Source organism: Photobacterium sp. GB-56 (assembly GCF_003026105.1).
In the GTDB taxonomy this organism is placed as follows: domain Bacteria; phylum Pseudomonadota; class Gammaproteobacteria; order Enterobacterales; family Vibrionaceae; genus Photobacterium.
On record NZ_PYNW01000006.1, the window covers coordinates 182,438 to 205,790 of the forward strand.

Annotated in this window: 18 protein-coding genes; all 18 read right to left on the minus strand. The window is 40.7% G+C overall.

The window, feature by feature from the left end; translation table 11 throughout:
• Nucleotides 1–44: 44 nt before the first annotated feature.
• Entirely contained in the window at nucleotides 45–3,908 is a 3,864-nt protein-coding gene (locus C9J42_RS11015; RefSeq protein ID WP_233220740.1) for a YhdP family protein, read from the minus strand.
• Between the two features lie 31 nt (nucleotides 3,909–3,939).
• The gene (gene rng / locus C9J42_RS11020; protein ID WP_005371112.1) at nucleotides 3,940–5,409 is read right to left on the minus strand and encodes a ribonuclease G; all 1,470 of its coding nucleotides are present in this window, start codon (nucleotides 5,407–5,409) and stop codon (nucleotides 3,940–3,942) included.
• 12 nt (nucleotides 5,410–5,421) lie between these two features.
• On the minus strand, nucleotides 5,422–5,994 hold the full coding sequence (locus tag C9J42_RS11025; protein ID WP_107287265.1) for a nucleoside triphosphate pyrophosphatase: 573 nt from the start codon (nucleotides 5,992–5,994) through the stop codon (nucleotides 5,422–5,424).
• Between the two features lie 89 nt (nucleotides 5,995–6,083).
• Nucleotides 6,084–6,572, minus strand: a complete 489-nt coding sequence (mreD, locus tag C9J42_RS11030; RefSeq protein ID WP_107206520.1) for a rod shape-determining protein MreD — start codon at nucleotides 6,570–6,572, stop codon at nucleotides 6,084–6,086.
• A complete protein-coding gene (gene mreC / locus C9J42_RS11035) occupies nucleotides 6,562–7,539 on the minus strand; it encodes a rod shape-determining protein MreC (protein WP_107287264.1) in 978 nt (325 codons plus the stop codon). The genes mreD and mreC overlap by 11 nt, the downstream gene beginning before the upstream one ends.
• Before the next feature lie 43 nt (nucleotides 7,540–7,582).
• Nucleotides 7,583–8,626, minus strand: a complete 1,044-nt coding sequence (locus tag C9J42_RS11040; protein WP_005371106.1) for a rod shape-determining protein — start codon at nucleotides 8,624–8,626, stop codon at nucleotides 7,583–7,585.
• 126 nt (nucleotides 8,627–8,752) lie between these two features.
• The gene (locus C9J42_RS21525) at nucleotides 8,753–12,760 is read right to left on the minus strand and encodes a DUF6701 domain-containing protein (protein WP_158260207.1); all 4,008 of its coding nucleotides are present in this window, start codon (nucleotides 12,758–12,760) and stop codon (nucleotides 8,753–8,755) included.
• Nucleotides 12,761–12,931: 171 nt separating this feature from the next.
• On the minus strand, nucleotides 12,932–17,098 hold the full coding sequence (locus C9J42_RS11050; RefSeq protein ID WP_107301999.1) for a DUF6701 domain-containing protein: 4,167 nt from the start codon (nucleotides 17,096–17,098) through the stop codon (nucleotides 12,932–12,934).
• Nucleotides 17,091–17,543, minus strand: coding sequence for an MshP protein (locus C9J42_RS11055; protein ID WP_107246309.1), 453 nt, complete (start codon nucleotides 17,541–17,543; stop codon nucleotides 17,091–17,093). The genes C9J42_RS11050 and C9J42_RS11055 overlap by 8 nt, the downstream gene beginning before the upstream one ends.
• Nucleotides 17,533–18,258: a PilW family protein gene (locus C9J42_RS11060; protein ID WP_107206515.1), complete on the minus strand. Its 726-nt coding sequence runs from the start codon at nucleotides 18,256–18,258 to the stop codon at nucleotides 17,533–17,535. The genes C9J42_RS11055 and C9J42_RS11060 overlap by 11 nt, the downstream gene beginning before the upstream one ends.
• Nucleotides 18,258–18,866 carry a prepilin-type N-terminal cleavage/methylation domain-containing protein gene (locus C9J42_RS11065; RefSeq protein WP_107302000.1) on the minus strand — a complete coding sequence of 203 codons (609 nt, stop codon included), beginning with the start codon at nucleotides 18,864–18,866 and terminating at the stop codon, nucleotides 18,258–18,260. The genes C9J42_RS11060 and C9J42_RS11065 overlap by 1 nt, the downstream gene beginning before the upstream one ends.
• The gene (locus C9J42_RS11070) at nucleotides 18,863–19,345 is read right to left on the minus strand and encodes a prepilin-type N-terminal cleavage/methylation domain-containing protein (RefSeq protein WP_107206513.1); all 483 of its coding nucleotides are present in this window, start codon (nucleotides 19,343–19,345) and stop codon (nucleotides 18,863–18,865) included. Before C9J42_RS11070 ends, C9J42_RS11065 begins: the two co-directional genes overlap by 4 nt.
• 104 nt (nucleotides 19,346–19,449) lie before the next feature.
• Nucleotides 19,450–19,926 carry a type II secretion system protein gene (locus tag C9J42_RS11075; protein ID WP_107302001.1) on the minus strand — a complete coding sequence of 159 codons (477 nt, stop codon included), beginning with the start codon at nucleotides 19,924–19,926 and terminating at the stop codon, nucleotides 19,450–19,452.
• A gap of 50 nt (nucleotides 19,927–19,976) precedes the next feature.
• Nucleotides 19,977–20,516 carry a type II secretion system protein gene (locus C9J42_RS11080; protein ID WP_107246303.1) on the minus strand — a complete coding sequence of 180 codons (540 nt, stop codon included), beginning with the start codon at nucleotides 20,514–20,516 and terminating at the stop codon, nucleotides 19,977–19,979.
• Between the two features lie 35 nt (nucleotides 20,517–20,551).
• A complete protein-coding gene (locus tag C9J42_RS11085; protein WP_107246301.1) occupies nucleotides 20,552–21,025 on the minus strand; it encodes a prepilin-type N-terminal cleavage/methylation domain-containing protein in 474 nt (157 codons plus the stop codon).
• A 15-nt stretch (nucleotides 21,026–21,040) separates the two neighbouring features.
• Nucleotides 21,041–21,631, minus strand: coding sequence for a type II secretion system protein (locus C9J42_RS11090; RefSeq protein WP_107246300.1), 591 nt, complete (start codon nucleotides 21,629–21,631; stop codon nucleotides 21,041–21,043).
• A 30-nt stretch (nucleotides 21,632–21,661) separates the two neighbouring features.
• Complete coding sequence (locus C9J42_RS11095) at nucleotides 21,662–22,138, minus strand: hypothetical protein (RefSeq protein ID WP_107206509.1); 477 nt, start codon at nucleotides 22,136–22,138, stop codon at nucleotides 21,662–21,664.
• Nucleotides 22,119–23,345, minus strand: coding sequence for a type II secretion system F family protein (locus tag C9J42_RS11100; protein ID WP_107246298.1), 1,227 nt, complete (start codon nucleotides 23,343–23,345; stop codon nucleotides 22,119–22,121). Before C9J42_RS11100 ends, C9J42_RS11095 begins: the two co-directional genes overlap by 20 nt.
• Between the last annotated feature and the right edge of the window lie 8 nt (nucleotides 23,346–23,353).

A 23,353-nucleotide genomic window follows, 5' to 3' on the forward strand; every position in this document is an offset into this window, starting at 1 on the left:
TTGTTGTACCACTGATAAAAATTAACGCAACCCATTCATTTAGCTTACTCATCAGGCACAGTATACTCACCAGATAAGCGTGAGCGCTCTACAACGTTCGGAGCTTCAATCGAACCCGTTACTTGATAATTAACCTGAGTGATCACATCTAACACGGGTGATAACACCGTTGAAATAGCTAACACATATAACGCTGTTTGTGGCGCAACAGCAAAAGCGGTTAAAACAGGTAAGCCCGAGGTAAAGTCAGGAATAAACTTCACATTTGCATCGACCTTTTCATTCACCAGATCAACCTTACCTTTAATGTACATATCACCGGCTAATGCTTGCATCTTGATATCGTTACTATCAAAGGTGCCTTGCTTAATTATTCCTGTTCCTTTGATATAGTTAAACGCTAAGCCATTATCAAATACCCCCGAGAAATCGAGCTGCATTTTTCGAATAATAGAATCTAAACTAAACAGGCCAAGCAATCGTCCTGCGCCAAATGCGCCACTGACTAGCCCTTTGCCAATATCTGTTTTCACCTTGCCATTTAATGTTCGGCGATCCATCGCCCAAGGTGATCCTTGCCATGCGGCTGAAATACTCGTATCAAACGATGCATCTTGCACGCCACCTTCAATACCAAAGCGACCTAATAAATCGGAGCTATTGTCACCTTTCACCATGAAACTTAACGCCGAATGATTACGGTTATCTTTAAAATACCAACGTCCATTAGCATCTAATTTGATATTACCAGCATTAATATTGAACGTTTTCAACGTTAATTGATTTGAGGACTTCTCAAGTACAGCATTGACTTGCCCTAATCGATAACCCTGTAGCCATGCATCCGATATCGTAAGTTTAATAGCAGGGATCGCAGCCATTACCTTACGATCTAGCGCTGTGACTATCGGAGATAATAGAGAAGGCGCTTTTTTAGTAATATCAGCTTGCTGCTGAGTAACTGACTTTTTATCTAATTGTGGAAAGTTAAGATGAAGGGATTTAAAGATCGCATTCACTGTATTTTTCTGATCCCAAGTAATATAGCCTTCAGCTTGTCGGCTCTCTAATTTCGCGGACCACTGATGACCATGTTTGACATGCAAATTAACATCATTCCACACTAACCCGCCCAAGGTTAACTGCTTAACTTTTGCCTCTATCTTGCTTGGAATCGGCCATACAATCCCCTCATTACCATGGCTTTTATTGGTGTTTGATTGTTGCCACTTATTCGCAAAAGCGATCCACGAATCAACATTGAATGCCTTAGTATCGATATTCACCACATGTCCAATACCTAATGATGACTGAATCTCTTTTTTACCAATCATCAAATCACTGGCTGCTAATTGTGGTTTTCCATCAATAAGGTTCACACGTGCTTGATAAGCCGCATCAGGCATCTGAAGTTGCCCATTAAAGCTTTGTGCATTGCCATCAACATTCACCGTCATAAACTGCGATTGATTGAGCTTAGGTTGATAAGATAACGGATAGGGTAAATCACTCTTAATGTGGGTAAGAGGTAATAGACTTTTTACTTTGTAAGTAAAATAATCACCTTCTAAATCTACCTGGACATTTGTTTTCCAATCACTGGTTCCTGAAAGATAATGCAATAACTGTTTAGGAATATAAGGCTGCAATCGAGCGACTTGCCAATCACCAGCCACATCAACATTTACTCGATAATGATTGTTTGCAACATTATTACCCGTAAATCCAAGCCTAATCGGTTGATCAAATAATTTACCGCTTAAGTCTTCAGCCCTAATTTTGGCATTATCAAAGGTTAAACTACCGTAAGTATTATCAACAGTCAGAGCTGGTGTTCGTAAATCGATACGATTATTTTTAAAAAACACCTGACCTTTCGCATCCACATCACTGCCGTCAAAAGGTATATCAAGGGTTAATTTAGCTGTAACAGGCCCATTCACTCTCACTGTTTGTAATGCGCTCCCTACAGAATCGGCTAATGGCGTTTTCAACATGTACTCTGTAACATCTTTGCCACTAGCGGCAAGATCAAATGCTAGTTTCAAATGCCCATCAGGGGCTAATTTTGCCCCACCAACCACATTAGAGCCAACGGCTGATAACGTTTTTACATGACTGGCATCAATCGTCATACGATCATTTTTAAAGCCTAAATTAAGATTGAGATCTGTTAATAATGGCCAATCAGGATCAAACTGAAATTTTGCTTTTTTCAGTGGGACTTTAACTTCAAAGACACCATCATGATTAGGATAAGGAAATGTGTTTAAAGGACCAAACCAGAGCAGTTCAGCGTCTTTCACCGTACCGCCTTTTATCGCGGTAGCTAGATAATGGGTTAATTTATTACCAAGCGCTGGTCGAGGTAAATAACGCCATGTTTGCCCAGCATCTTTAACCGACGCTTCACCATAAAAAGCCAACCATGCAGGCGATTTTTGATAAAAATCGAGTCTAAATTGCCCTTTTGCATTGAGATCTGGGGTGGCCACACTCAGTTTATCACTCCATAAACTGGTGCCGTGATTATCATGTTTCCAATATGCATCAATCGTCGCGTCATTGATGTTTAATGGTTTCGGAAAAACCTTACCATAAGGCAGAGCATCATCATCGACTCGAATTTTCACTGCACCTTGTGTTGTATCACCAGCAATACGCGCATTTAGCTTATTAATACCAGGTAGTAACTGCCACTGTTTAAATGCTAAATCATCAAGATTTAATGAAAAATGGATCGGCTTATCTTGCTCGCCAGCAACCCGAATTTTTGTCACCAGCCCTGTCGGTTGTAACGCAGTGATCGCTTCCGTAATACTATTCGACTTGGGTAAAAAAGATCGCAATGGTAGTAATCGATCTAATTTGATATTGGTCAGTGCGGCTTTCCAATTTACAGGCTGCCATTGCTTATTAAGTGAAAATTGCGCTGCGATATCAAATTTAGGCCACGATATCTTATCGGTAGCTATATCAAATTGCTCGGTATCAATCCGCCATACGCGTTGCTGTTTATCGAAGGTGGGCTTTAGCGCAACAACGCCACCGTTAATAACAATTTGGTGTGATTTATGTTGGGTCGTCCAATCAATATGACTTTTGGCAAGTTGGATCATCGCTGAACTTATCGTGCCTTGATCTAACGATAACCACGCTTGCATACTCAATTTACTGTCTGAAATATCAGCGACACCGGTAAATTTTTTATTTAACCATGGTGTGACCGAAATGTTTTTTCCTTTGAGATATAGCGTTCCATTCACACTAGACAAACCACCTTGTTCGGTAATGTCTGCTTTTACTTCAACTTGGCCTAATGGACTATTAATCAATCCAACGGAACCTTGAGCAAAATGATGCCCTCCCTCATTGCGCCAGTTAAGTTGTGTAACCGCTAGATGTAATGCTTTACCTGAAGGAGAAGGAACGGTAACCGTCGCGTTTTTTAATGTCACATTATCAATACGCGTGAAAAAAAATTGCTCTAACCGTTTAACAAAAGAAATATCAGAAGAGGGTTTCGAAGCACGACGTGGAAGTTGTGTAATATCTAAATCGAATTGCTCAATTTGGACATGTTTAAAGACGGGTCTAAATGTTAGCACTGACTGCCAGAAATCTAAATAGATCTCGGCTTGCCCAACCTTCACTAATGGTGCTGAATGATTATTTTCAGCCACCGATAATTGGTTAAATTTTATTTCGGGCCCCGATTGTAGCCAGCGCCCATCAATATTTTCTACCGATATTTGGGTATGTGTTTGCTGAGAAAGCCACTGCGCTATTGGCTGACGATAATGGTCAAGGTGAGGAAGAGAAAAGCGGAGAGTACTGATCAAAATAGCCAATGTTACTGCAACAATAACCACTAACCACAATACACCACGTAAGGTTTTTGCCACCATACGGTTCACTGACTCTTCCCCATTGGTATCATTACATCATTACCACATCGAACTGCTCTTGGTTATACAGCGGCTCAGGCTTTATTTTTACTTGTTTACCAATAAAGACCTCAAGCTCAGCTAATGCATGCGATTCATCCCCCATAAGGGCCTCACCCACCGCGGATGAAACATACACGATAAATCGATCAGCATCGTAAGCACGATTGACTCGGGTTATTTCTCGCAATACCTCATAGCAAACACTTTCAACTGTTTTCACCGTACCACGACCATCACAAGATGGACACGTGCCACACAACACATGTTCAATACTTTCACGCGTACGTTTACGCGTCATTTCAACCAAGCCTAATTGCGTAAAGCCATTAATATTGGTTTTCACTCGATCATAAGAAAGTGCTTGCTCAAGCGCTTGTAAAACGCGTTGTTGGTGTTCCTCTGAAATCATATCGATAAAATCAATAATGATAATGCCGCCTAAATTACGTAACCGTAATTGACGTGCGATAGCTTTCGTTGCTTCAATATTGGTATTAAAAATAGTCTCGTCGAGATTTCTTCGCCCAACAAACGCACCGGTATTAATATCAACCGTGGTCATCGCTTCTGTTTGATCGATGATCAAATACCCGCCAGACTTCATTTCAACTTTACGATCTAAGGAGCGCTGAATTTCAGACTCGGTATCATAGAGATCAAAGATAGGCTGCTGACCTGAATAATATTCAATATTATCTGTTACTTCAGGTACGAACTCATCTGTAAACTCTTTTAATTTATCAAATGCTTGGCGTGAGTCGACTTTGATATTATCAATTTCAGTACCAACAAAATCACGTAAGATACGTTGCGCAAGTCCTAGCTCACCATACAACATCGAACGTGGCTTATACTTAGCACGACGCTCTAATACTTTACGCCACAAGTGCTTTAAAAAAGCGGCATCTTGAGCGACTTCATCAGTATTCGCCCCTTCTGCAGCCGTTCGAATAATAAAGCCGCCTAAATCATCACAATGCTGTAAAACCGCTTTTTTCAAACGATCACGCTCTTTCTCACTTTCAATCCGCTGAGATACACCAACATGGCTTGCTCCCGGCATGAAAACAAGGTAACGAGACGGTAAGGTAATATCAGTCGTTAACCGCGCACCTTTAGTTCCCAGAGGATCTTTCACCACCTGTACGACAATGTCTTGCCCTTGACGAACAAGCTCTGAAATGTCGCGCACCTGAAATTGTTTTTTCTCATTTTCAGCCACACATTCCGTGTGGGGAACAATATCTGAAGCATGTAAAAATGCAGCTTTATCTAACCCAATATCGACAAATGCCGCCTGCATACCAGGAAGTACGCGACTTACTCGCCCTTTGTAAATATTTCCGACGATACCGCGTTTCGATTCACGTTCAATGTGGATCTCTTGCAATACGCCATGTTCAATCATTGCGACACGGGTTTCACTCGGCGTCACATTGATCAGCAGCTCAGTGCTCATGGTTGCCTCTACTTATAACTTTAAAAAATCTTGTAACAGGATGTCGGTTTCCACTAGCGGTAACCCCATCACTGCATAAAAACTGCCATCGATACGTTCAACGAATTTGCCACCTAAGCCTTGGATGCCATAACTGCCCGCTTTATCTTGTGGCTCTCCACTTTGCCAATATTTTTTGATTTCGTTATCTGACAAAGGCTTAAACCACACTTGCGTGATCACTAGCTTAGTTTCAATCCTTTCTTTCGTTGCGACTGTCACTGCGGTCATCACTTGATGTTGACGACCAGACAGCATTTTCAGCATACGCGCTGCATCATTAAAATCGACAGGTTTTTCTAATATTTGCTGATCAGCCACAACAATTGTGTCCGATCCTAAAACAGGTAAATCAGCCAGCGCTGCTTTTACTCCAGCTAAGGCTTTATCGCGCGATAAACGCTGAACATAATTTTCAGGGCTTTCGCCTACTTGGTGGCATTCTTCGACATCTACCACAACACGTTCAAACTGATAGCCTAACTGATTTAATAACTCCATTCGACGAGGCGAACCTGAAGCAAGATATAATTGAATAGCAGCCATGATACACCTCAAACTTACATTTATACTTTAAAAACATTTAATTATAAATAAGGGGAAGACCAATTGGCTTCCCCTTTATGCTATTGCGATTAACGAATCGAAAATTTACGACGTATACGCCGTAATAATAAGAACAACCATGGCCATAATATAAAGTTTAATACGACAGCCCATAATTGTTGTGGCTCAAAAGTTACATTTGAGACTAAGTATTCAGCCCAGTATTCAATAAGCTTACCGGCTAATGATAACAGCGCGAAGACAATCGCTTGTTGTCCTAATGACAGGTTACGAAGTACTCTAAAATTTAAAGCAACAATGTAAGCAATCACCGACATCATTAAGCCGCGGACACCTAACGTAGATCCTAAAATCAAATCCCACAATAAGCCGATAATTAAAGCAGTTCCCACGTTAACACGATGTGGTAAGGCTAATACCCAATAACAAGTAACCAGTAAAACCCATGAAGGTCGAAACGGTTCCAACATTCCGGGCCAAGGAGCTGCTTGCAGCACCAGCGCAAAAACGAATGACAACCAAATCCAAATTCGGCCATGTGCTTGGCTAGTTGGCATTATTCACCTCACTGCTCGGCTTTTTGTTCTCAATAGGTGCTGTTGGTTTTACACCATTTGCTGGTACAGCAACTGCAGGAGAAATGGTTGAAACCGCACTTGAAGGCGCAATCGATTTTGTGGCTGACGTTTCTGCCGCTTTCATTCTATCGGTTGGCCAGACTAATAATAAGTAACGTAATCGGTCAAATTGCACGGTTGGTTTAGCGATAATTTGTGCAAATGGGCGTTTATTGTCAAAAGAGAACTCAGTTACACGTGCAACCGGATATCCTTCAGGATAGCGACCACCGAGCCCAGAGCTCACCAATAAATCACCTACACGAATATCCGTGCTGCTTGGGACATGCTCAAGTTGAAGCTCATTACTCTTTCCAGTTCCTGTTGCAATAACACGAATGTCGTTACGCACAACTTGTACTGGAATAGCATTCGTCGGATCAATCAGTAATAACACACGACTATTATGCGCGCCAACATAGGAGATCTGGCCAACAATACCTTTATCATTAATAACAGGCTGGCCTTCATACACTCCATCAACACGCCCTTTATCAATCATCACTTGATGACTATAAGGATCAGAGTCGACCGCCATCACCTCGGCGATCATTTTACGCTCACCACGCACAAACGGTGAGCCTAATAAATTTCTTAAACGCTGATTTTCTTGCTGTAATTGATCAAGCAATAAAACATTACTTTTCATCACCAACAAATCACGCTTCAACGCTTTATTCTCAGCTAATAATTGCTGATGAGAACTCATTTGACCATTCAGGCCATCAAGTAATTCACGCGGTAAATTAGCCGCATACTGAAGCGGAGCGATTGCTGAGTTCAGAAAATAACGAACATTGGCAAAAGCATCAAGACGACTATCGGCTAGCATAAGGCTAGCCGATAGTAATATGGCAAGAAACAGGCGTAATTGCAGAGAAGGACCTCTGCCAAAGATAGGTTTCATCTAACGCTATAACCTGTTTTATAGAAAACTAACGCAGGCATTATTACTCTTCGCTGAAGAGATCGCCACCGTGCATATCAATCATTTCTAACGCTTTACCACCACCACGAGCCACACATGTTAGTGGATCTTCAGCAACAACCACAGGGATACCTGTTTCTTCTGTCAGTAGGCGGTCTAAATCGCGAAGTAGTGCACCACCACCCGTCAGTACCATACCACGCTCTGAAATATCAGATGCAAGCTCTGGCGGACACTGTTCTAGGGCAACCATAACTGCAGAGACAATACCCGTTAGTGGTTCTTGTAAAGCTTCTAGGATTTCATTTGAATTTAACGTAAAGCTACGCGGTACACCTTCTGCAAGGTTACGACCACGCACTTCAATTTCACGCACTTCATCACCTGGGTACGCTGAACCGATTTCATGCTTAATGCGCTCAGCGGTTGCTTCACCAATAAGACTACCGTAGTTACGACGTACGTAGTTGATAACGGCTTCATCAAAACGGTCACCACCGATACGAACCGATGATGAGTAAACCACACCGTTAAGTGAGATCACTGCAACTTCTGTTGTACCACCACCGATATCGATCACCATAGAACCCGTTGCTTCAGACACTGGCATACCAGCACCGATAGCAGCCGCCATTGGCTCATCGATTAAGTAAACTTCACGAGCACCAGCACCTTGTGCTGATTCACGGATTGCACGACGTTCAACTTGCGTTGAGCCACAAGGAACCGCAACTAACACACGAGGGCTTGGGCGAAGAATACTGTTGTCATGTACTTGCTTAATAAAATGCTGCAACATTTTTTCAGTCACATAGAAATCAGCAATTACACCGTCTTTCATTGGGCGGATAGCAGCAATATTACCTGGTGTACGACCAAGCATTAATTTTGCGTCATGACCTACCGCTGCAACACTTTTTGTTGCGCCTGCACGGTCTTGACGGATTGCAACCACAGAGGGTTCATCTAGAACGATGCCCTGTCCTTTGACATAAATAAGGGTGTTGGCAGTACCCAAGTCAATAGACAGGTCATTAGAAAACATGCCACGAAGTTTTTTAAACATAGTCTTCGGCTAATCCTGAAAGCTCAAAATTCGTTAAATTGCACTAAATGTACCAAGCGCTAGACACTGAAACAAGGTAAGGATTGTCAAACCTACCACAGATTTGCAATTTATTTGCGCTAAGGCCTAATTTAACCCTTTTTCACCTCGATAAACGATGCGATCACTCCCACGATATACACCAAATGTCACAATCGCGGATGGATCTTCATCACCTAATTCTCGCCAATTATAGGTTAGCCACGGTTGGTGCTTTTTGTTGGTTTGGCTACAACCAATATTACTTGGTGTGTTGGTTGCAATACGTAACCAAAAACGGGTTTGTTGTTTTTTATAATTAGCAGGCGGTGATAGTTGTGGATGAGCTTCAATTTCATCGCTTTCACCAACGCTGACCTTTCCCGTTATATTGGTTGTTAATATCGATGTATTAGATCCATCAACCGGATGTAATGCCAGCTTACAATAATAGTTACTGTTGTATGTTGAGCCACTATCATCAGTATGGGTTTGAAATTCACTACCATCCCAATATTCGATTTTTAATGGCAGACTAACAGGTTGATCAAATGGGCTGATCGCATCATCTAGAACCATTCGCCCATAACGTAAATTAGGCGTTTCTTCGAACTGTGCGATGGTATATGTATCGATAACATCGTTTTTAACCGATGTACTACTTCGAATAGATATGGGATCTTGATTTTCTGTTATATACCCACCAAAGCGGCTATTATTTAAAGACCAAGGGCCATCTTCTTCTGTTGTTGGGTTGATGGCTGCAATGGCCTTACGTGCTAATAGCCATGTTTGTTGAACGTCACGATTCCAGTTTCCCTTAAAGCTCTTCTCTGTCAAGCCTGTTATATGATGATATGAAAAACGATGATTTAAGCTCGTTAATGATGGATCCTCATACGCAGTCAGTGCAACATCAGCTTGATACGCCAAATCAAAGTTGCTGTAGTTATTCACTTGATTACCCAACGCATTTTTCGCTTTTATCATGACTTGAACATTAAATGGTTGGCTTAAATAAGCAAATTGATCATGTCCGTTTGGATATATAATGCGATTAGGTTGAAGCTCTAAATATTTAGGGTAAAAACGGCCAATATTGCGATAGCCTTGATTAATATTCATACCCAAATATTGTGCAGCCGTATTCGCTTGTAAACGAACACTCCCTACTTCACTCCAAGATAAACCGGTATAGGTTAAAGCTTCAGTATGTTCTTTTACTTTAATGCCTTGCAATTCACCTGGCTCACCATTCACAGGTGTTATTGAATGATCTGATGGAATAGATAATTCAACATTTGCAGCTGGAGCATCTGCTTTAGAAAAGTTAGGTGTTATTGTGCTTTCACACAAATCAATGCTACTTGAATACCGACTATTAATATCTGCAGTTTCAGATCCCGCATTGCGCCAGACAATAGGTTTTACATCCACATCAAATTTCTCACCCGATGCCACAAAGCCTTCACCTGATGATGATGTACCGTCTGCTTTTATATATTCACCATCTTGATTTTTGGGGCACACGGCAAGTGTCCATGGGCGGGCATGCACTTCAACAGAGCCTTCTAATTGTTTCCAACTCCCAAACTCTGTTGGTAATTCATCATCTGTAGAAAAAATATCGCAGCCAGTTGATAACGAGCAATTAGGATCTGCAAGGTTTAACCCTACAATACCTGCATCGGGATATTTCAGCGCAAAGGTCGCTAACCCCTTATCAAAAGAAAATGTTTCTTGAGACGTTTGCCAGTCACTATTCATAGCCTTTATTTGTAAGTCGCCATTACCCTGGCTTGCTGGCTGTAAGAAAGTACTCGTCATAACTAACGGTTTATCACCTTGATAACCTGTTGTAATCGTTACTTGATCATTTTTGCAAGCAAGGGCTTTTACTTTAATATTTTCCCTAGGTTTACCCGCAATGACTTTTATTGGACTTGGCGAAATATCAAATTTAAACGGTACAAACGTATAACGACCATTAACGGTGTTGGTTGATGGGGAATTATTTAATTGTCCTTTAACCGCTATATTGCCGATATAATCATGACTTTTAAGCCGCAACTGACCAACACCATTTTTAATATTAACGTCAGCGACTTCTGAAACATCTTTATAAGGCGTTTCACTATTGATTGGAAACCACGATGCTTTTCCAGCTGTTGAAATATTGGTGGTTACTGATACTGAACCAGAATAGGTGTCAGCTAGCGTTCCGTCTTCATTTTTAACACTCAACGTAACAGGCAAATAATCGCAGGTTAATGAAAATGCAGTTGATGGCTCAATATCTAAAATATAATTATCAGGTTTAGGGTCAAAACACTCACTTTCACCAATAATTTTTGATTTATTAATTAGTTCTATCTGATTAATCGTTACCGAACCATATACTATCGCATTGTTACTTAAGTAAGTTTTTTTCTCTGAATATATAAGCGCCTTTACAATAGAGCTGTTAGACACGGCGTTAAAATCTTTAAATAACAAAGTCGAAGTTGGTGGCTCATTATAGGCGTAGATCACCAAATTATCAGGACTTCCATCTACATTAATTAAAGCGCCATTAGTTCCTGATGTATGGTTAAAAGAGTAACCTCTGGTATAGATAACTACTTTATTATTTTCTGGAATAACAATTCGAGAACCATTTACGATAAAACTATCAATCCAGTAGGTGCCCGTTTTTAATGTTAGCTGACTATTTGAATCTAAAGATAATGTTTCAATTTTTATCTCTTTGTTTAACGTTATAGATCCGCCTCTAACAGACAAATTTTTATATTCACTGTATGGGATCTCTGGTTCAATTTGTTTTCCAGCGTCAAATACATTATTACTTTTATTTTCTTTAAAGCTAGGAAGTTGAGGCTTATTTTCTTTCTTTACAATTAAATCTTGATTCTCATTACATGGAGAATCATCACAACCTTTATCAAGGTAATTATTTATACTTTCTTGGCGAAAACCGACATACCTTTTATTTTTGATTTCAACCGTATTTATTAGTCGACTATCTTTCCCAATTTGTAAACTCGGATCACTATTACCTTGCCATGTTTGAGCTGGGCTTAGAAAATATTTACAAATATTATTGGCCAGCGGCTTTTTAGCGAAAGCAAAAAAGCCCACCTTTTCTTTTATATGTGCGCGTTGACCTATATACGTCCATGGTGGGATATCTTCATCAACAACAAAACTCACCTGTGTTAAGGACTTCTTACACTGACGAACCCAGCCACCTTGTCCACCTTGGCGCTGCAACTTCCCGGCGATAAAATTTGGAACAGTGGTATAAGTTTGACGAAGATTAATAGGAGTATTACATGTGTACTGTAATGGCTTCAGTTTACCCGAATTTGAAACGATATCACCTGATGAAAATTCATAGTCATAACCATTGGTTTCACCAATATTAGGAACACTGACTAAATAACCAATTTTCTCATGTTCCTCAACGTCAATATCACGTTTATTTACACGCGTAATTTCAAGACCTAGGTCAAATCCCATTGATGAAATATTTTTAGTTGCGGTCGTTAACCAGCGTTCATTGTTTTTCGTTTGGACTTCTGAGAGAACAATCGGCGATTCACTCAACAATGAAGAGTACGAGGAGAGATCCACTCTTTCATAAGCTGGTGAAGACCTTTTACCATCTGCGGAATATCTTTTCGTATTCACACTGCCTGCGAATACTCTGTGTCCATCCTCAAATGTTGTAACCCCCTCTTCAATAACCAAATAAGAAATCACTGGCATTTGATTACGTGATAACGAATAGGAGTTAGACAGTGGCGCAACTATTTGTGCTACGGAAAAAGATTTTTTTGTAACATTTAACAAAGCAAGGGTCTGAGGGGCGTCATTATCTGGATTATCGCTGGGTATTGTTGGCATTAAAAATACAAGCGGTTTAGTCGCATATGCATTTTTTAATCTAACAACACAACCCGATTGATCCTCATAGGAGTTTGCTGATTCAGGTAAAATAAATGATGAACAGGTGCTGGTATCAAATGTACCAAATTCATACTGAGCACTATGCGCTTGCCATGCAAAGAATAAACTGAAAAATAAAACGTTGATTAACTTAAGACATAAACGCATAAACATCCTTTTACCCAAAATAAAAAGCGAGTCCGTGCCTTAAGGGTATTTGACTAATTTCAACTTAATATCTTAATTATTAATAACGCAAACATCTACATTCAGAGTAAATAATTACACACAAAAAAGCCGAGAGATCACACTCTCGGCTTTCTGATGAATAAATAAGACTTACTGGTAATCAGCAGCAGGGATCCCTGGCTCATCTCGGTATAATATTCGGTCATTACCTCGATATACGCCAAAAGTCACAATAGCCGATGGGTCTTCATCACCTAAATTCCGCCAATTGTATCGTAGCCAAGGTTGATGAGAGTAGGCTCCAAAACAGTTAATGGGATTTTTATCTTTTACCCCTGGTTTCACCGCACTCAAACGCTGCCAAAATCTTACCTGTTGTTTAAAAGTAGTACTATTTGAACTGGTACCATATCCAGAGATTTGGCTTGGGTTCGCCATAAAGTCTCCAGATAAGGCTTTGCCCATCATTACTTTACCACTACCGGATGTATAAGCACTGCTCTTGCCATCTTCAGGATACATACTGATCACTTCGCGACAGTAATTTGCTCCATTAAACTGCGATACTGAATCATTCGTATTTTTAATAAATTCTGTACCATCCCAATATTCAATACGTAACGGCACTGCTAGCGATTTACGAATATCACCACCGATATTTTCTAATACCATGCGTCCATAACGGAGATCGTTAACTCCCACTAGTGCACCCTGTGCATTAACCTCTTCCCCCGCCCATGTTACGTGATCAGGAAACGCTTCACCTTGTTTCACTCGCAACTGCCATTGGTCAAACGGTCCATCTTCAATACTGGTGTTAATATCTTTTTCTTTACGTTGGAATATCAGTTTAGACGGCTTAAAAACAACCTCAGAGTTACCTTGGCTATTTTGCTGCCAATCACCGATTTTAGGAGACATTAACGATTTATCACTGCGCATTTGTTTTAAACGTAGATCTAATGGTACGTACCCCCCGTTATTATTCCCCGACTGTAATCTAAACTTACTCTGAAGAGACGGATCAAATAAGGCATAATTTTGAACGGGTTGATTATTCGCGTTAAAAGCATTAATCGTGAATCCAGCATCAAATGGCTGATCCATATAAGTGAATGAGCCTATCGCAGGTGTTACTTCATTCTTAGAAAAAGCAAAATACTTAGGATAGAAACGCCCTATTTGACGTTTACTCTGATTAATATTATTGCCATTCTCTATATAATCGTTCATCCCAACCTGTAGCCAAATACTGCCGACTTCAGACCATCTATTACCAGTAAGTAATACCCCTTTCAAGGTCGGTTTTACTGTCATTTGACCTTGCGTAAATGTCCCCATAACGCCACTAGAAGGTGAGGCTAGGTGAGCCTGCATCAACAACCCATTTCCCATAGTTGGCGCATCTGGAGCAAGGAAATTCTCCGTTACAGAATAGCTACAGTATTTATTATCAGATGAATCAATAACAGTTCCTTGGGAGCTACCTTCCTGCCACACTAAAGGCTTAAGCAGCACATTAAAAGGTAACCCCGCGGCAATATACCCCTCACCACTTTTAGACGTGCCATCTGCTGTATCTAATGTATTAGCTTCATTAGGCTTTAACGGACAAATCGCGAACATCCACGGCTTTGCATTAATTGCAACAGAACCGGTTAACCCATTAGGCAGCAGCTCACGTAACGCTTTTGCTTCCTTCGTTTTGGTTGTCGTTAACGTGCAGCTATCACTAGTACAATTTGGATCAGAGACATGCCAAGCAATAACACCCGCATCACGATAACGCAAAGTAAGCGGTTCAGATTTCCCTTGCTCGAACTCTACTTTTGCTTGCTTAGATGCGCCTGTCGCTGATTCAATATGCTTTCCTTGTACAATCTCGACAGTAATAGGGTTATTGGGATCGGCTGCTTTTTTCGGCGCTTGGTATTCAGTTGAAAAATCTAATAACCGTGTTCCAGTATAATTTTCAACTAGCTTGATGTTCTTACCCGCTTGGCATGTCATGGCTTTAATTGTGGCGGTAACGTCTTTTCCCGCCACGATATTGTGACCATCATTTAGATCAATCGCGAAACCACCAGGGATAAAGGTATATTGACCTTTAGGTTCATCACCAGCCATAAACTCAATACTTGCCGTTATTTTCAGCGTCTCCGACCCCGTGGGTAATACCCAAATAACTGCATGTTGATTTTTTACTGGCAACGTAAATGTATGTGTACCCGCAGTAAACTGATGAGAAGATGCGAGCGCTGAATTATCCGCCCAGATACCGCCTGTTGATGAGGTAATATTAACCGTAATATCACCATCAAATTCTTTAGTACCATCCTCCGATGTCACATTAAAATCAACTTGCTGGGCATGACATAAGGTCTTCGTGACTTTTGTCGGTGTGATTGTAAGTTCAAATTTAGGTTCAGGCTCAGGATCAAAACAGGCACTACTACCAATAATCTCTGTTTCTATATTATTCACATCGCCAGTCATCGTGATGTTAGGCGCCGTTACTGCACCGGTAATTCGCGTGATCTGGTTACTCAAGCCATCACTCATCATAAGATTACGCTCAGAGTAAATTAAGCCAGTGATCTGACTGCCTTTGTTTAGCTCAATATAATCATGGAGAATATCATTCACCGGTTTTAAATCATGAACAACAATAAGTAAATCGTCAGCAATCCCAGATAGTGGCTTCATGGTTGAGCTGATCAAACTCATCTTTTTCACATGAACAACAGAGCCCGTAGGAAAGATAATATTTTTATTACTTAAATTAATGGTGTTAAACCAAAATACCGTTTTATTGCCAACGTCTCGTTGCGATTGTAAATCGCCATCATCAACAGCAGGCCATGTATCTAACACTTGTTTTTTAGCAAATAAGCTCGGGTAAGGCTGAGCCGTATGACATTCTTCGCCATTACAGTAATTATTCTCACCACCACTTGAATTAATTGTCTTAAAACCTATATAGCGTTTGCCTTCTTTTACGGCTGAACCTTTAATTAAGACATTATGGCTAGCGTTAAATGCGCCAGTAGAGGTTTGCCATGTCTGAGCAGGACCTGGGAATACATTACAGACTTCTTCTGATGCACGACGCTGGAAAGCCATAAAACCAACCATCTCATTGGCATGTTGACGTTCTGGGTTAGTATGCTCATTTAAGTCTTCATCAGTAACAAAGCTTACTTCAAGAACATCTTTACCCGGCTTTTGTTGATTTTTACATAACCGGATCCACCCTCCGTTAGGTCCTAAACGGGAGTTTTTAGAGGCAATCACTAAGATGGGATTTTTTGACTGATCCGAAAAATCAAAATCGCTGCCTTTTAAATCAGTAAAGCCTGCACATTGCTCCGTAACAGGCTTAGTGATCTTTTCAATCCCATGATAATTCCCTTTTAGGGTATTGGGCGTTTCTGCTGGACCTAAAGCAAACTGTAACCCTTTGTATAAACCACTACCTTCAACTAATAAATAACCAATCGTCACATTATGATTAAGCACATATTGAGTTTCAGAGCTATCCACGCCTAAATAAAAATGGCCATTATTGCTCGTACCTTGATTTATCGTGCCACGAATAATAAACGGCGTTATCCACTCTGATTCTGTACCTGTAGCCGAAATAACAGACGGTTTATTTCTTGGCTGAATTTCTGCGATTCCTCCAGGTGTTTTACTTTTAAATCCACTAGGAATCGTAACCGGCGTTACTTTGCCTTTCTTTATTAATGGATTTAATTTGCCGTAATCGATATCACCTTTACCGGTTTGAAATTTAGGATCTTTAGCATCAAGCTGTTTATGTACAGTCAGTTCTGCCGCAGTAATACGACCATTATTGCCTAATGCAATGGTGCCTTTTTCCATCGCAAAATAGGTGATTTTACGCATAGGAATACGATATAAGGTATAGGTTTTATTTTTAAAATGATGCCATTTCGCTTCCCATGACTCCCAAGAGCCTAAAAGACTATCTTCATCTTCTAAACGAATTGCGTTCGATACTTTCGGATAAACCTGTCTTACCCCAAATGCATACGTCTTACCTTTTTTGTAAATTCGGGTAATCTTTAAAGATGATGGTGCATCAAGACCATTATCTGTAATGGTCGGCATGAGGAAAATTAACGGTTTGGTTGTAAATTCTTTATTTAAGACAATTTCACATTCTTGGTTAATACAGCCATTGGGGCGTGAAATATCACTTTGCCCAAAGTCGAATACTGGCCCATCTTCACTCGCCAACGCCGTACCGCTCAACATCATTAAGGAGATAAAAAAAACAAAATTTTTAATCATTTAAATCTTTCGCCCACACTTCTTGGGTACGTGTCATCGCCACGTTATGACTACCGCAGGTCGCTGTACTTTCTAGGTGGTACTCATTGACTGTTTTACCGCTTGATAACCTAATCTTTTTCGTTGTACATACCACCTTTATTACTTGGCACCCTTTTTGGAATGGCGGCATAATTTTTTCAATTTCAGATGATGGATAAGTTATGCATTTATCGGAATCACTCTGAAATGGGTTTCCAAGTGGGAAAAGTCGAGTTAATACAACTTCATTGGCAGAATGGGCTGTAAACCATGCTCGTGTTCCAAGCACCTCTTTGGTAGTCATGGTTTGACTAGAGGTACCAATTTTCGTCATCACCATTGCCATGAGCCCCATAACGATAATGACGAACAGCACTATCATTAAGCCACTACCACGTTGCTTGTTATAACTGCTATAAGACATTCATCACCTGTACACTATGGTTATAATCTGACTTTTCTTGAGTGCGTGAGTCTAAATACTGAATAGTAAATAACGCTATCGCATTACTGTTTAATCCCGCCGTTTGTACATTCGGTATAAATTTATCGATGTTCTCAGCCATTAATATGCCATCACCATCGTTGACCTTGCGCACAATAGTCGTCCCCACTTGACAGTAACTGATCTTATCTTTGTATAAATATAATCGATTACCGGGAGAAGATGCCTCCTTGATTGGCGAAGTTAATGTCAATTGATACGTCTCATCTTTTGAAGCTGGCGCAGTAATACTACTCACAGTTATGGTGTTATTTTTATATTGCTCAGATGAGGCAAAGCCCACTGCAACAAAATTACCGCTACTACTCCAGTTAGAAGAAAAACGTAACGGAGTGATCGCAATCGTATTGCTGTTATTCGGTAAATTATCGTAATACACCGCTGGAGCAATAATCGGATAAAAGCTCAGACAATGAGATGTATTACTTAAACTGTTCGGCGCGGCATGACGGATTTCTTTGGTCATACGTGCAACTAAAAAACGGGCTTGAGACTGCAGACGCTCGCGATCAACGGTATTGGTATACCCCTTTACACCAATCGCAATATAGCTACCAATACCAATCATAATGATAGATAGCACGACAATTGCTATCACCATTTCAAATAGCGTGAAACCGCGCGGCTTAGCCATCAATAATTTCCCCTATAGGCGATATAGTCATATTTACCATAGCGTCCAGCATCCACACTCACTGTGATTTTTTTTAAAAGTTGTGAGGCCACATACTCGACATTAATGGTGGCATGAATATGGGTATAGTTTGCGGTTGATAAACTGGGTACTAAATCAGTTAATTCGCCACGGCGAGAAGTTAAACTGGGTTTAACATAATTATTACCGTTATATGTATAAGGGTTAGGGCACTGCGTTGTATCTCCCCAACAGCCAATAAAATCATCGACATCATTAGCCATTGCTGGATTCGTTGCTTCTAAAAAATCATCCGGCCCTAAACGTGCTGGCAAGGTACATGGATTAGGATTTCCTTTAGCATCATCCTCACAGCGGTAAACACTGTCGCCATTAGGATTAGAATTTTGATCGAACTGACGTGCTAATATTTCATTAAAAATCGCATCAGCCATTGCCGCTGAACGCGCTTGATATTGAGGAATCGCAGAGCGCTCAACTTGAGGAAAAAGAAAGCTCACCAAGGTGATCATCGCAATCGCGAGTAATACAATAGTGATGATCCCTTCAATAAGAGTAAAACCGCGTTGTTTTATGTGAGTATTCACTTACTGCACACCTCGTTATCTTTCTTTTTATATACATAACCTTGGCTATTAATACAAATGCTGGCGGTTTGGTTATTTTTTGCCGTAATCGTAATGGTACAACCGTTAGCACACACTAACATAGATGTTGCATTGACAGGCTGCCCAAGCAAATTAAAGTACAACTTAGCACGTGTATTTCCACCATCAACCAATGAAAACTCGGTATTGGTTTGTGATTGACGCAAGCTACCATCCGTTTCTGAATTAGCGGCATCGCAGACGCCTAAACATGGCGAAGAAACATTCAAGGGAGCGCGTTGCCCTTGCATCGAAGATATTTGAATTTGGCGAATAACAGAAATCGCCTGATCACGGGTCAGTTGGGCATCAAACTCGCTCCGACCTGAAAAGCGAGCAGCAGCAGTGGCACTGATGATCCCTATAATTACGATCACCATAATGAGTTCAACGAGAGTAAAACCTTGTTGCTGCTTCACATTACCACCTAAACATGACCTATTTTATTGTTATATAATTTATCAGATTAAAACAAAAAAGGCGCAGCCGAGTGACTGCGCCTTTAGTTCTAGCTATATGTTAATTACTCACAATCATGCACAACAACGGTTGCAGCAGCAGCAGAAGTTGCAGCAGTGTAAGTTACAGAGCACTTATCTACCGCCGCTTTATCTGCTTGGTTTTTCAGTGTGTAACTAATTGAATCACCAGCATCTTCACCGCCAGTAGATCCCTTAACAGGAGCCCATTCAGTTGAGTCTGATTCTAAACCTTTAACTGCAAGAGCAATACCTGCTGAACTTGCTGTTGGGTAACCAAAAATGGTTTCAATACCATCAACGTTTGTAGCTGTATTGGAACTTTCTACACCATTAATCGCAGCTTTACCGTACATAATACCTGCCGCACCTTGGATTGCTCCTTTTAGGCCTTGAAGCGATGCATTACGCGCATCATTTTGAAGGTTCATAAATTTAGGCGCCGCCGTTACCGCTAGAATACCTAAAATAACAATCACTACTACTAACTCAATTAGAGTAAAACCTTGTTGCTTTTTCATTTTTTATCTCTTATTTACTAAATAGCATCGAAACGAAGCGAAGTTTAAAATTACTTACAAGCATTATCAGCTAGTTGTACTTTTGCAGGTACAGTTGCACTTTGTGCTGGTACGTAGACTAAGTAACAATTTTTAGGAACTTTATTAGCTGGAGTTGTTGAACTTCCATCTGCAGCAACAGCCGAAATTTCACTTAATTGAGTTGAATATTGTTTTGGGGCAAACACAACTTTTGCATCCTTTGTTGTGCCAGTACCAATAACTTTCGATGCCCAGTCACCATCAGAACCGGTACCAACGATCGCCTTTACAATACCGTTATCACTTGCTTCCGGATAACCAAAAAGTGTTGCGACATTATCTGCTCCAGCACTAACAGTACCAGATGTTGATTCGATACCTTCAATTGCAGCTTTACCATAAACAATGCCAGATGCGCCTTGAATCGCACCTTTCAAACCTTGTAGCGATGCATGACGCGCATCACCTTGTAAATTCATAAACTTAGGTGCAGCAGTAACCGCTAAAATACCTAGAATAACAATCACTACAACTAATTCAATAAGGGTAAAACCATTTTGGCGCTTCATATTAACTCCAATGAAACCTTAACTAACTATAAAAATTAATCACACTTTGTGACAGTTACTGTTGCAGCTGATGTTGATGTAGCTTGTGCATAAGTCACATAACATTTTGCTTGAGTGTTATCAGCTTTTTGATTAGCAAACGTATATGAAATGGTATCGCTTACTGCATTTTTAGGCTGAAATGCTTTCCACTCAGTATTACCACTATGCAAACCATTAACAATTAAGCTTAATGCCGCAGATGTTGCATCAGGATAACCTTCGGTTAAATCTAATGTGCTACCAGCAACACTAATCGCACCATCGCCAGACTCTTGGCCTTTCACAGCCGCTTTACCGTAAGCAATACCCGCTGCGCCTTGAATAGCACCTTTTAAACCTTCTAGCGAAGCATTACGCGCATCGGTCTGTAAATTCATAAACTTAGGTGCCGCTGTTACGGCTAAAATACCAAGAATAACTATCACCACTACCAGCTCAATAAGCGTAAAACCCTTTTGACTTTTCATATTGATTCCTTTCATTTATTTCAAATCTACTTCAACACGGCCCACTGCCGGCTGGTAAGTAAAAGAATGCCCAGCGAATGGATTCACTTCGCCAGAGCTATTTTTGCTAGCTGATGCTAGCTGGTAATAACGACACTGTTTAGCGGCACCTGTGCCTTCAACTGTGACGAAAAATAAATCTTTGCCACTCGCTAGATCATCGCGTGATGTCGTTGCTAACGGTGGGTTTTGCATCAATTCTTGCAACAAATCTAAACAGTCCGTCGCCGTCATATCGACCACATCAGTTGTTGCACTAGTGTTTAACGCAAACGGATAACCAGGACGTATATTTAACGTGGTATCTTCTTGGGTTAATTTAAATTCAGTACCGTCGTAATCAACAGTATTCTTATTTCCGCTATCAACAGGGCGACCATACGCTTCCCATTGTGCTCTTGCTGAAATCACAGCCGTTGCAAAACCGCCTGTCATTCCTTCTATTGCAGATTGCTTAGCTTGATCGGTGATATTCATAAACCGAGGTAAAGCGGTTGCCGCTAAGATCCCGAGCACAATAATCACAACGACTAATTCGATAAGCGAAAAGCCGGCGTTTTTTTTCATTTCCCTATCCTTACTGTAAGAAACTCGACACTATTGCGACAAATTACTGGCAATATGTATTTTGTCATTAATATAAAATATTGCCAATTTTTTCTTAATGCCTATATCATATAAACATGTATTATAACTGTTTGAATCATCAGTACTTCTATAACCAAATGAATTATATTCAGGCCTTCCTATTCCATTTGACAATAAAGACCATATTTTAGGGCAGTCCAACTCCCCCTGTTTCAATACAATAGGCCATCCTAATTGGGTATATTCAAACGCAATATCACCAACCTTGTCATAATGAGGCCTATTATTTAACTCCCAGTTCTGACGCAGGTTTACAGCACCTTGATACAAATTATTTCGGGTTAAATCAAACTGAAGCAACTTGGCATTTTTTTGCACTTGCTGCCATTCGTATAACAAAACACTTATTAATATAAATGTAATTATTAGCCATGAAACATTTTGTAACCTTTTTTTGTGCTGTAACTCACGATCCCTTAGCGACATCGAGCATTCCCCACATAGGCAAAAAGATACCTAAAGCTAATAACAACACCATACCTGCCACAACAACCAACATGATGGGCTCTATTCGAGCTGTTAATGTTTTTAAATCATATTCCACTTCACGATCATAAAAATCCGCGACTTCTAATAGCAACTCATCGACTTGACCTGTTTCTTCGCCCACGGCAATCATTTGTAAAACGAGTGGCGTAAACACCCCTGATTTAGTAGCGGTTCGTGAAATACTGCTACCGCCCTCGATCCCTTGCTTCATTTCAATCAAGCGGTTTTCTAAAAATCGGTTACCTAACGATTCCGCTGCCATTTGAATCGCTTGATTTAAAGGCACACCAGCACGGATCATTAAAGAAAACGTACGAGCAAAACGCGCCATTTGAGCACGATTAACAATGCTTCCCGTAATAGGCATACGTAAGCGCCAGTTATCCCACTTTTCGGCACCTTTTGGCGTATTACGCCAAAATCGTATACCTAACCAAATAGCGACGGATACGCCAATCATCATCGGCCAGTAATGAACAAAAAAGTTCGATGTTCCAATCAACACTCGAGTTGGCCATGGCAGTTCAACGCCAAAGCGCGAGAACATCGACGCAAATTGTGGAATAACTTTGGTATTTAATATCCCCATTGCTATCACGATAGCCGTTAATACAAATGTGGGATAACGCATCGCCGACTTAATTTGGCGACGGGTATTCATTTCTTGTTCGTAGTAATTCGCAAGCTGTAACAATACCTGATCAAGACGACCCGTATTTTCGCCGACATGGATCATCGAGATAAATAACCGAGAAAAAACCCGAGGATGTTGCTGCATCGCCACTGACAACGCGCGACCATTCGTCAAATCAAGGGTTAACGCTTCTAGGGTTGTTTTTAATAAAGGATGACTCGCACTTTGCGATAAACCTTTAAAAGCCCGTAATAAAGGGACACCTGCTTTGGTTAAACTGTATAGCTGTCGACAAAAGATCACGAGAACTTCTAGCGGTAATTGCGCTTGAAACAAAGCACTTAAATCAAACGCTTGACCTTTTGCTTTACCGTGCGTTTCTCGGATCTCAAGGGGGATCACACCTTGACGCAGCAAGAGATCGGCTGCGGCATTAGCATTTGATGCTTCAATCGTTCCCTGTTTTAATTGGCCTTTCTCACCGCGCCCTCGGTAGCTAAATACTGCCATCTTCGTCT

Excerpts from the sequence above, each read along its gene's own strand:
- C9J42_RS11015 (WP_233220740.1), bottom strand. The coding sequence starts at position 3,908 with ATGGTGGCAAAAACCTTACGTGGTGTATTGTGGTTAGTGGTTATTGTT.
- rng (WP_005371112.1), bottom strand. The coding sequence starts at position 5,409 with ATGAGCACTGAGCTGCTGATCAATGTGACGCCGAGTGAAACCCGTGTC.
- C9J42_RS11025 (WP_107287265.1), bottom strand. The coding sequence starts at position 5,994 with ATGGCTGCTATTCAATTATATCTTGCTTCAGGTTCGCCTCGTCGAATG.
- mreD (WP_107206520.1), bottom strand. The coding sequence starts at position 6,572 with ATGCCAACTAGCCAAGCACATGGCCGAATTTGGATTTGGTTGTCATTC.
- mreC (WP_107287264.1), bottom strand. The coding sequence starts at position 7,539 with ATGAAACCTATCTTTGGCAGAGGTCCTTCTCTGCAATTACGCCTGTTT.
- C9J42_RS11040 (WP_005371106.1), bottom strand. The coding sequence starts at position 8,626 with ATGTTTAAAAAACTTCGTGGCATGTTTTCTAATGACCTGTCTATTGAC.
- C9J42_RS21525 (WP_158260207.1), bottom strand. The coding sequence starts at position 12,760 with ATGCGTTTATGTCTTAAGTTAATCAACGTTTTATTTTTCAGTTTATTC.
- C9J42_RS11050 (WP_107301999.1), bottom strand. The coding sequence starts at position 17,098 with ATGATTAAAAATTTTGTTTTTTTTATCTCCTTAATGATGTTGAGCGGT.
- C9J42_RS11055 (WP_107246309.1), bottom strand. The coding sequence starts at position 17,543 with ATGTCTTATAGCAGTTATAACAAGCAACGTGGTAGTGGCTTAATGATA.
- C9J42_RS11060 (WP_107206515.1), bottom strand. The coding sequence starts at position 18,258 with ATGGCTAAGCCGCGCGGTTTCACGCTATTTGAAATGGTGATAGCAATT.
- C9J42_RS11075 (WP_107302001.1), bottom strand. The coding sequence starts at position 19,926 with ATGAAAAAGCAACAAGGTTTTACTCTAATTGAGTTAGTAGTAGTGATT.
- C9J42_RS11080 (WP_107246303.1), bottom strand. The coding sequence starts at position 20,516 with ATGAAGCGCCAAAATGGTTTTACCCTTATTGAATTAGTTGTAGTGATT.
- C9J42_RS11085 (WP_107246301.1), bottom strand. The coding sequence starts at position 21,025 with ATGAAAAGTCAAAAGGGTTTTACGCTTATTGAGCTGGTAGTGGTGATA.
- C9J42_RS11090 (WP_107246300.1), bottom strand. The coding sequence starts at position 21,631 with ATGAAAAAAAACGCCGGCTTTTCGCTTATCGAATTAGTCGTTGTGATT.
- C9J42_RS11095 (WP_107206509.1), bottom strand. The coding sequence starts at position 22,138 with ATGTCGCTAAGGGATCGTGAGTTACAGCACAAAAAAAGGTTACAAAAT.
- C9J42_RS11100 (WP_107246298.1), bottom strand. The coding sequence starts at position 23,345 with ATGGCAGTATTTAGCTACCGAGGGCGCGGTGAGAAAGGCCAATTAAAA.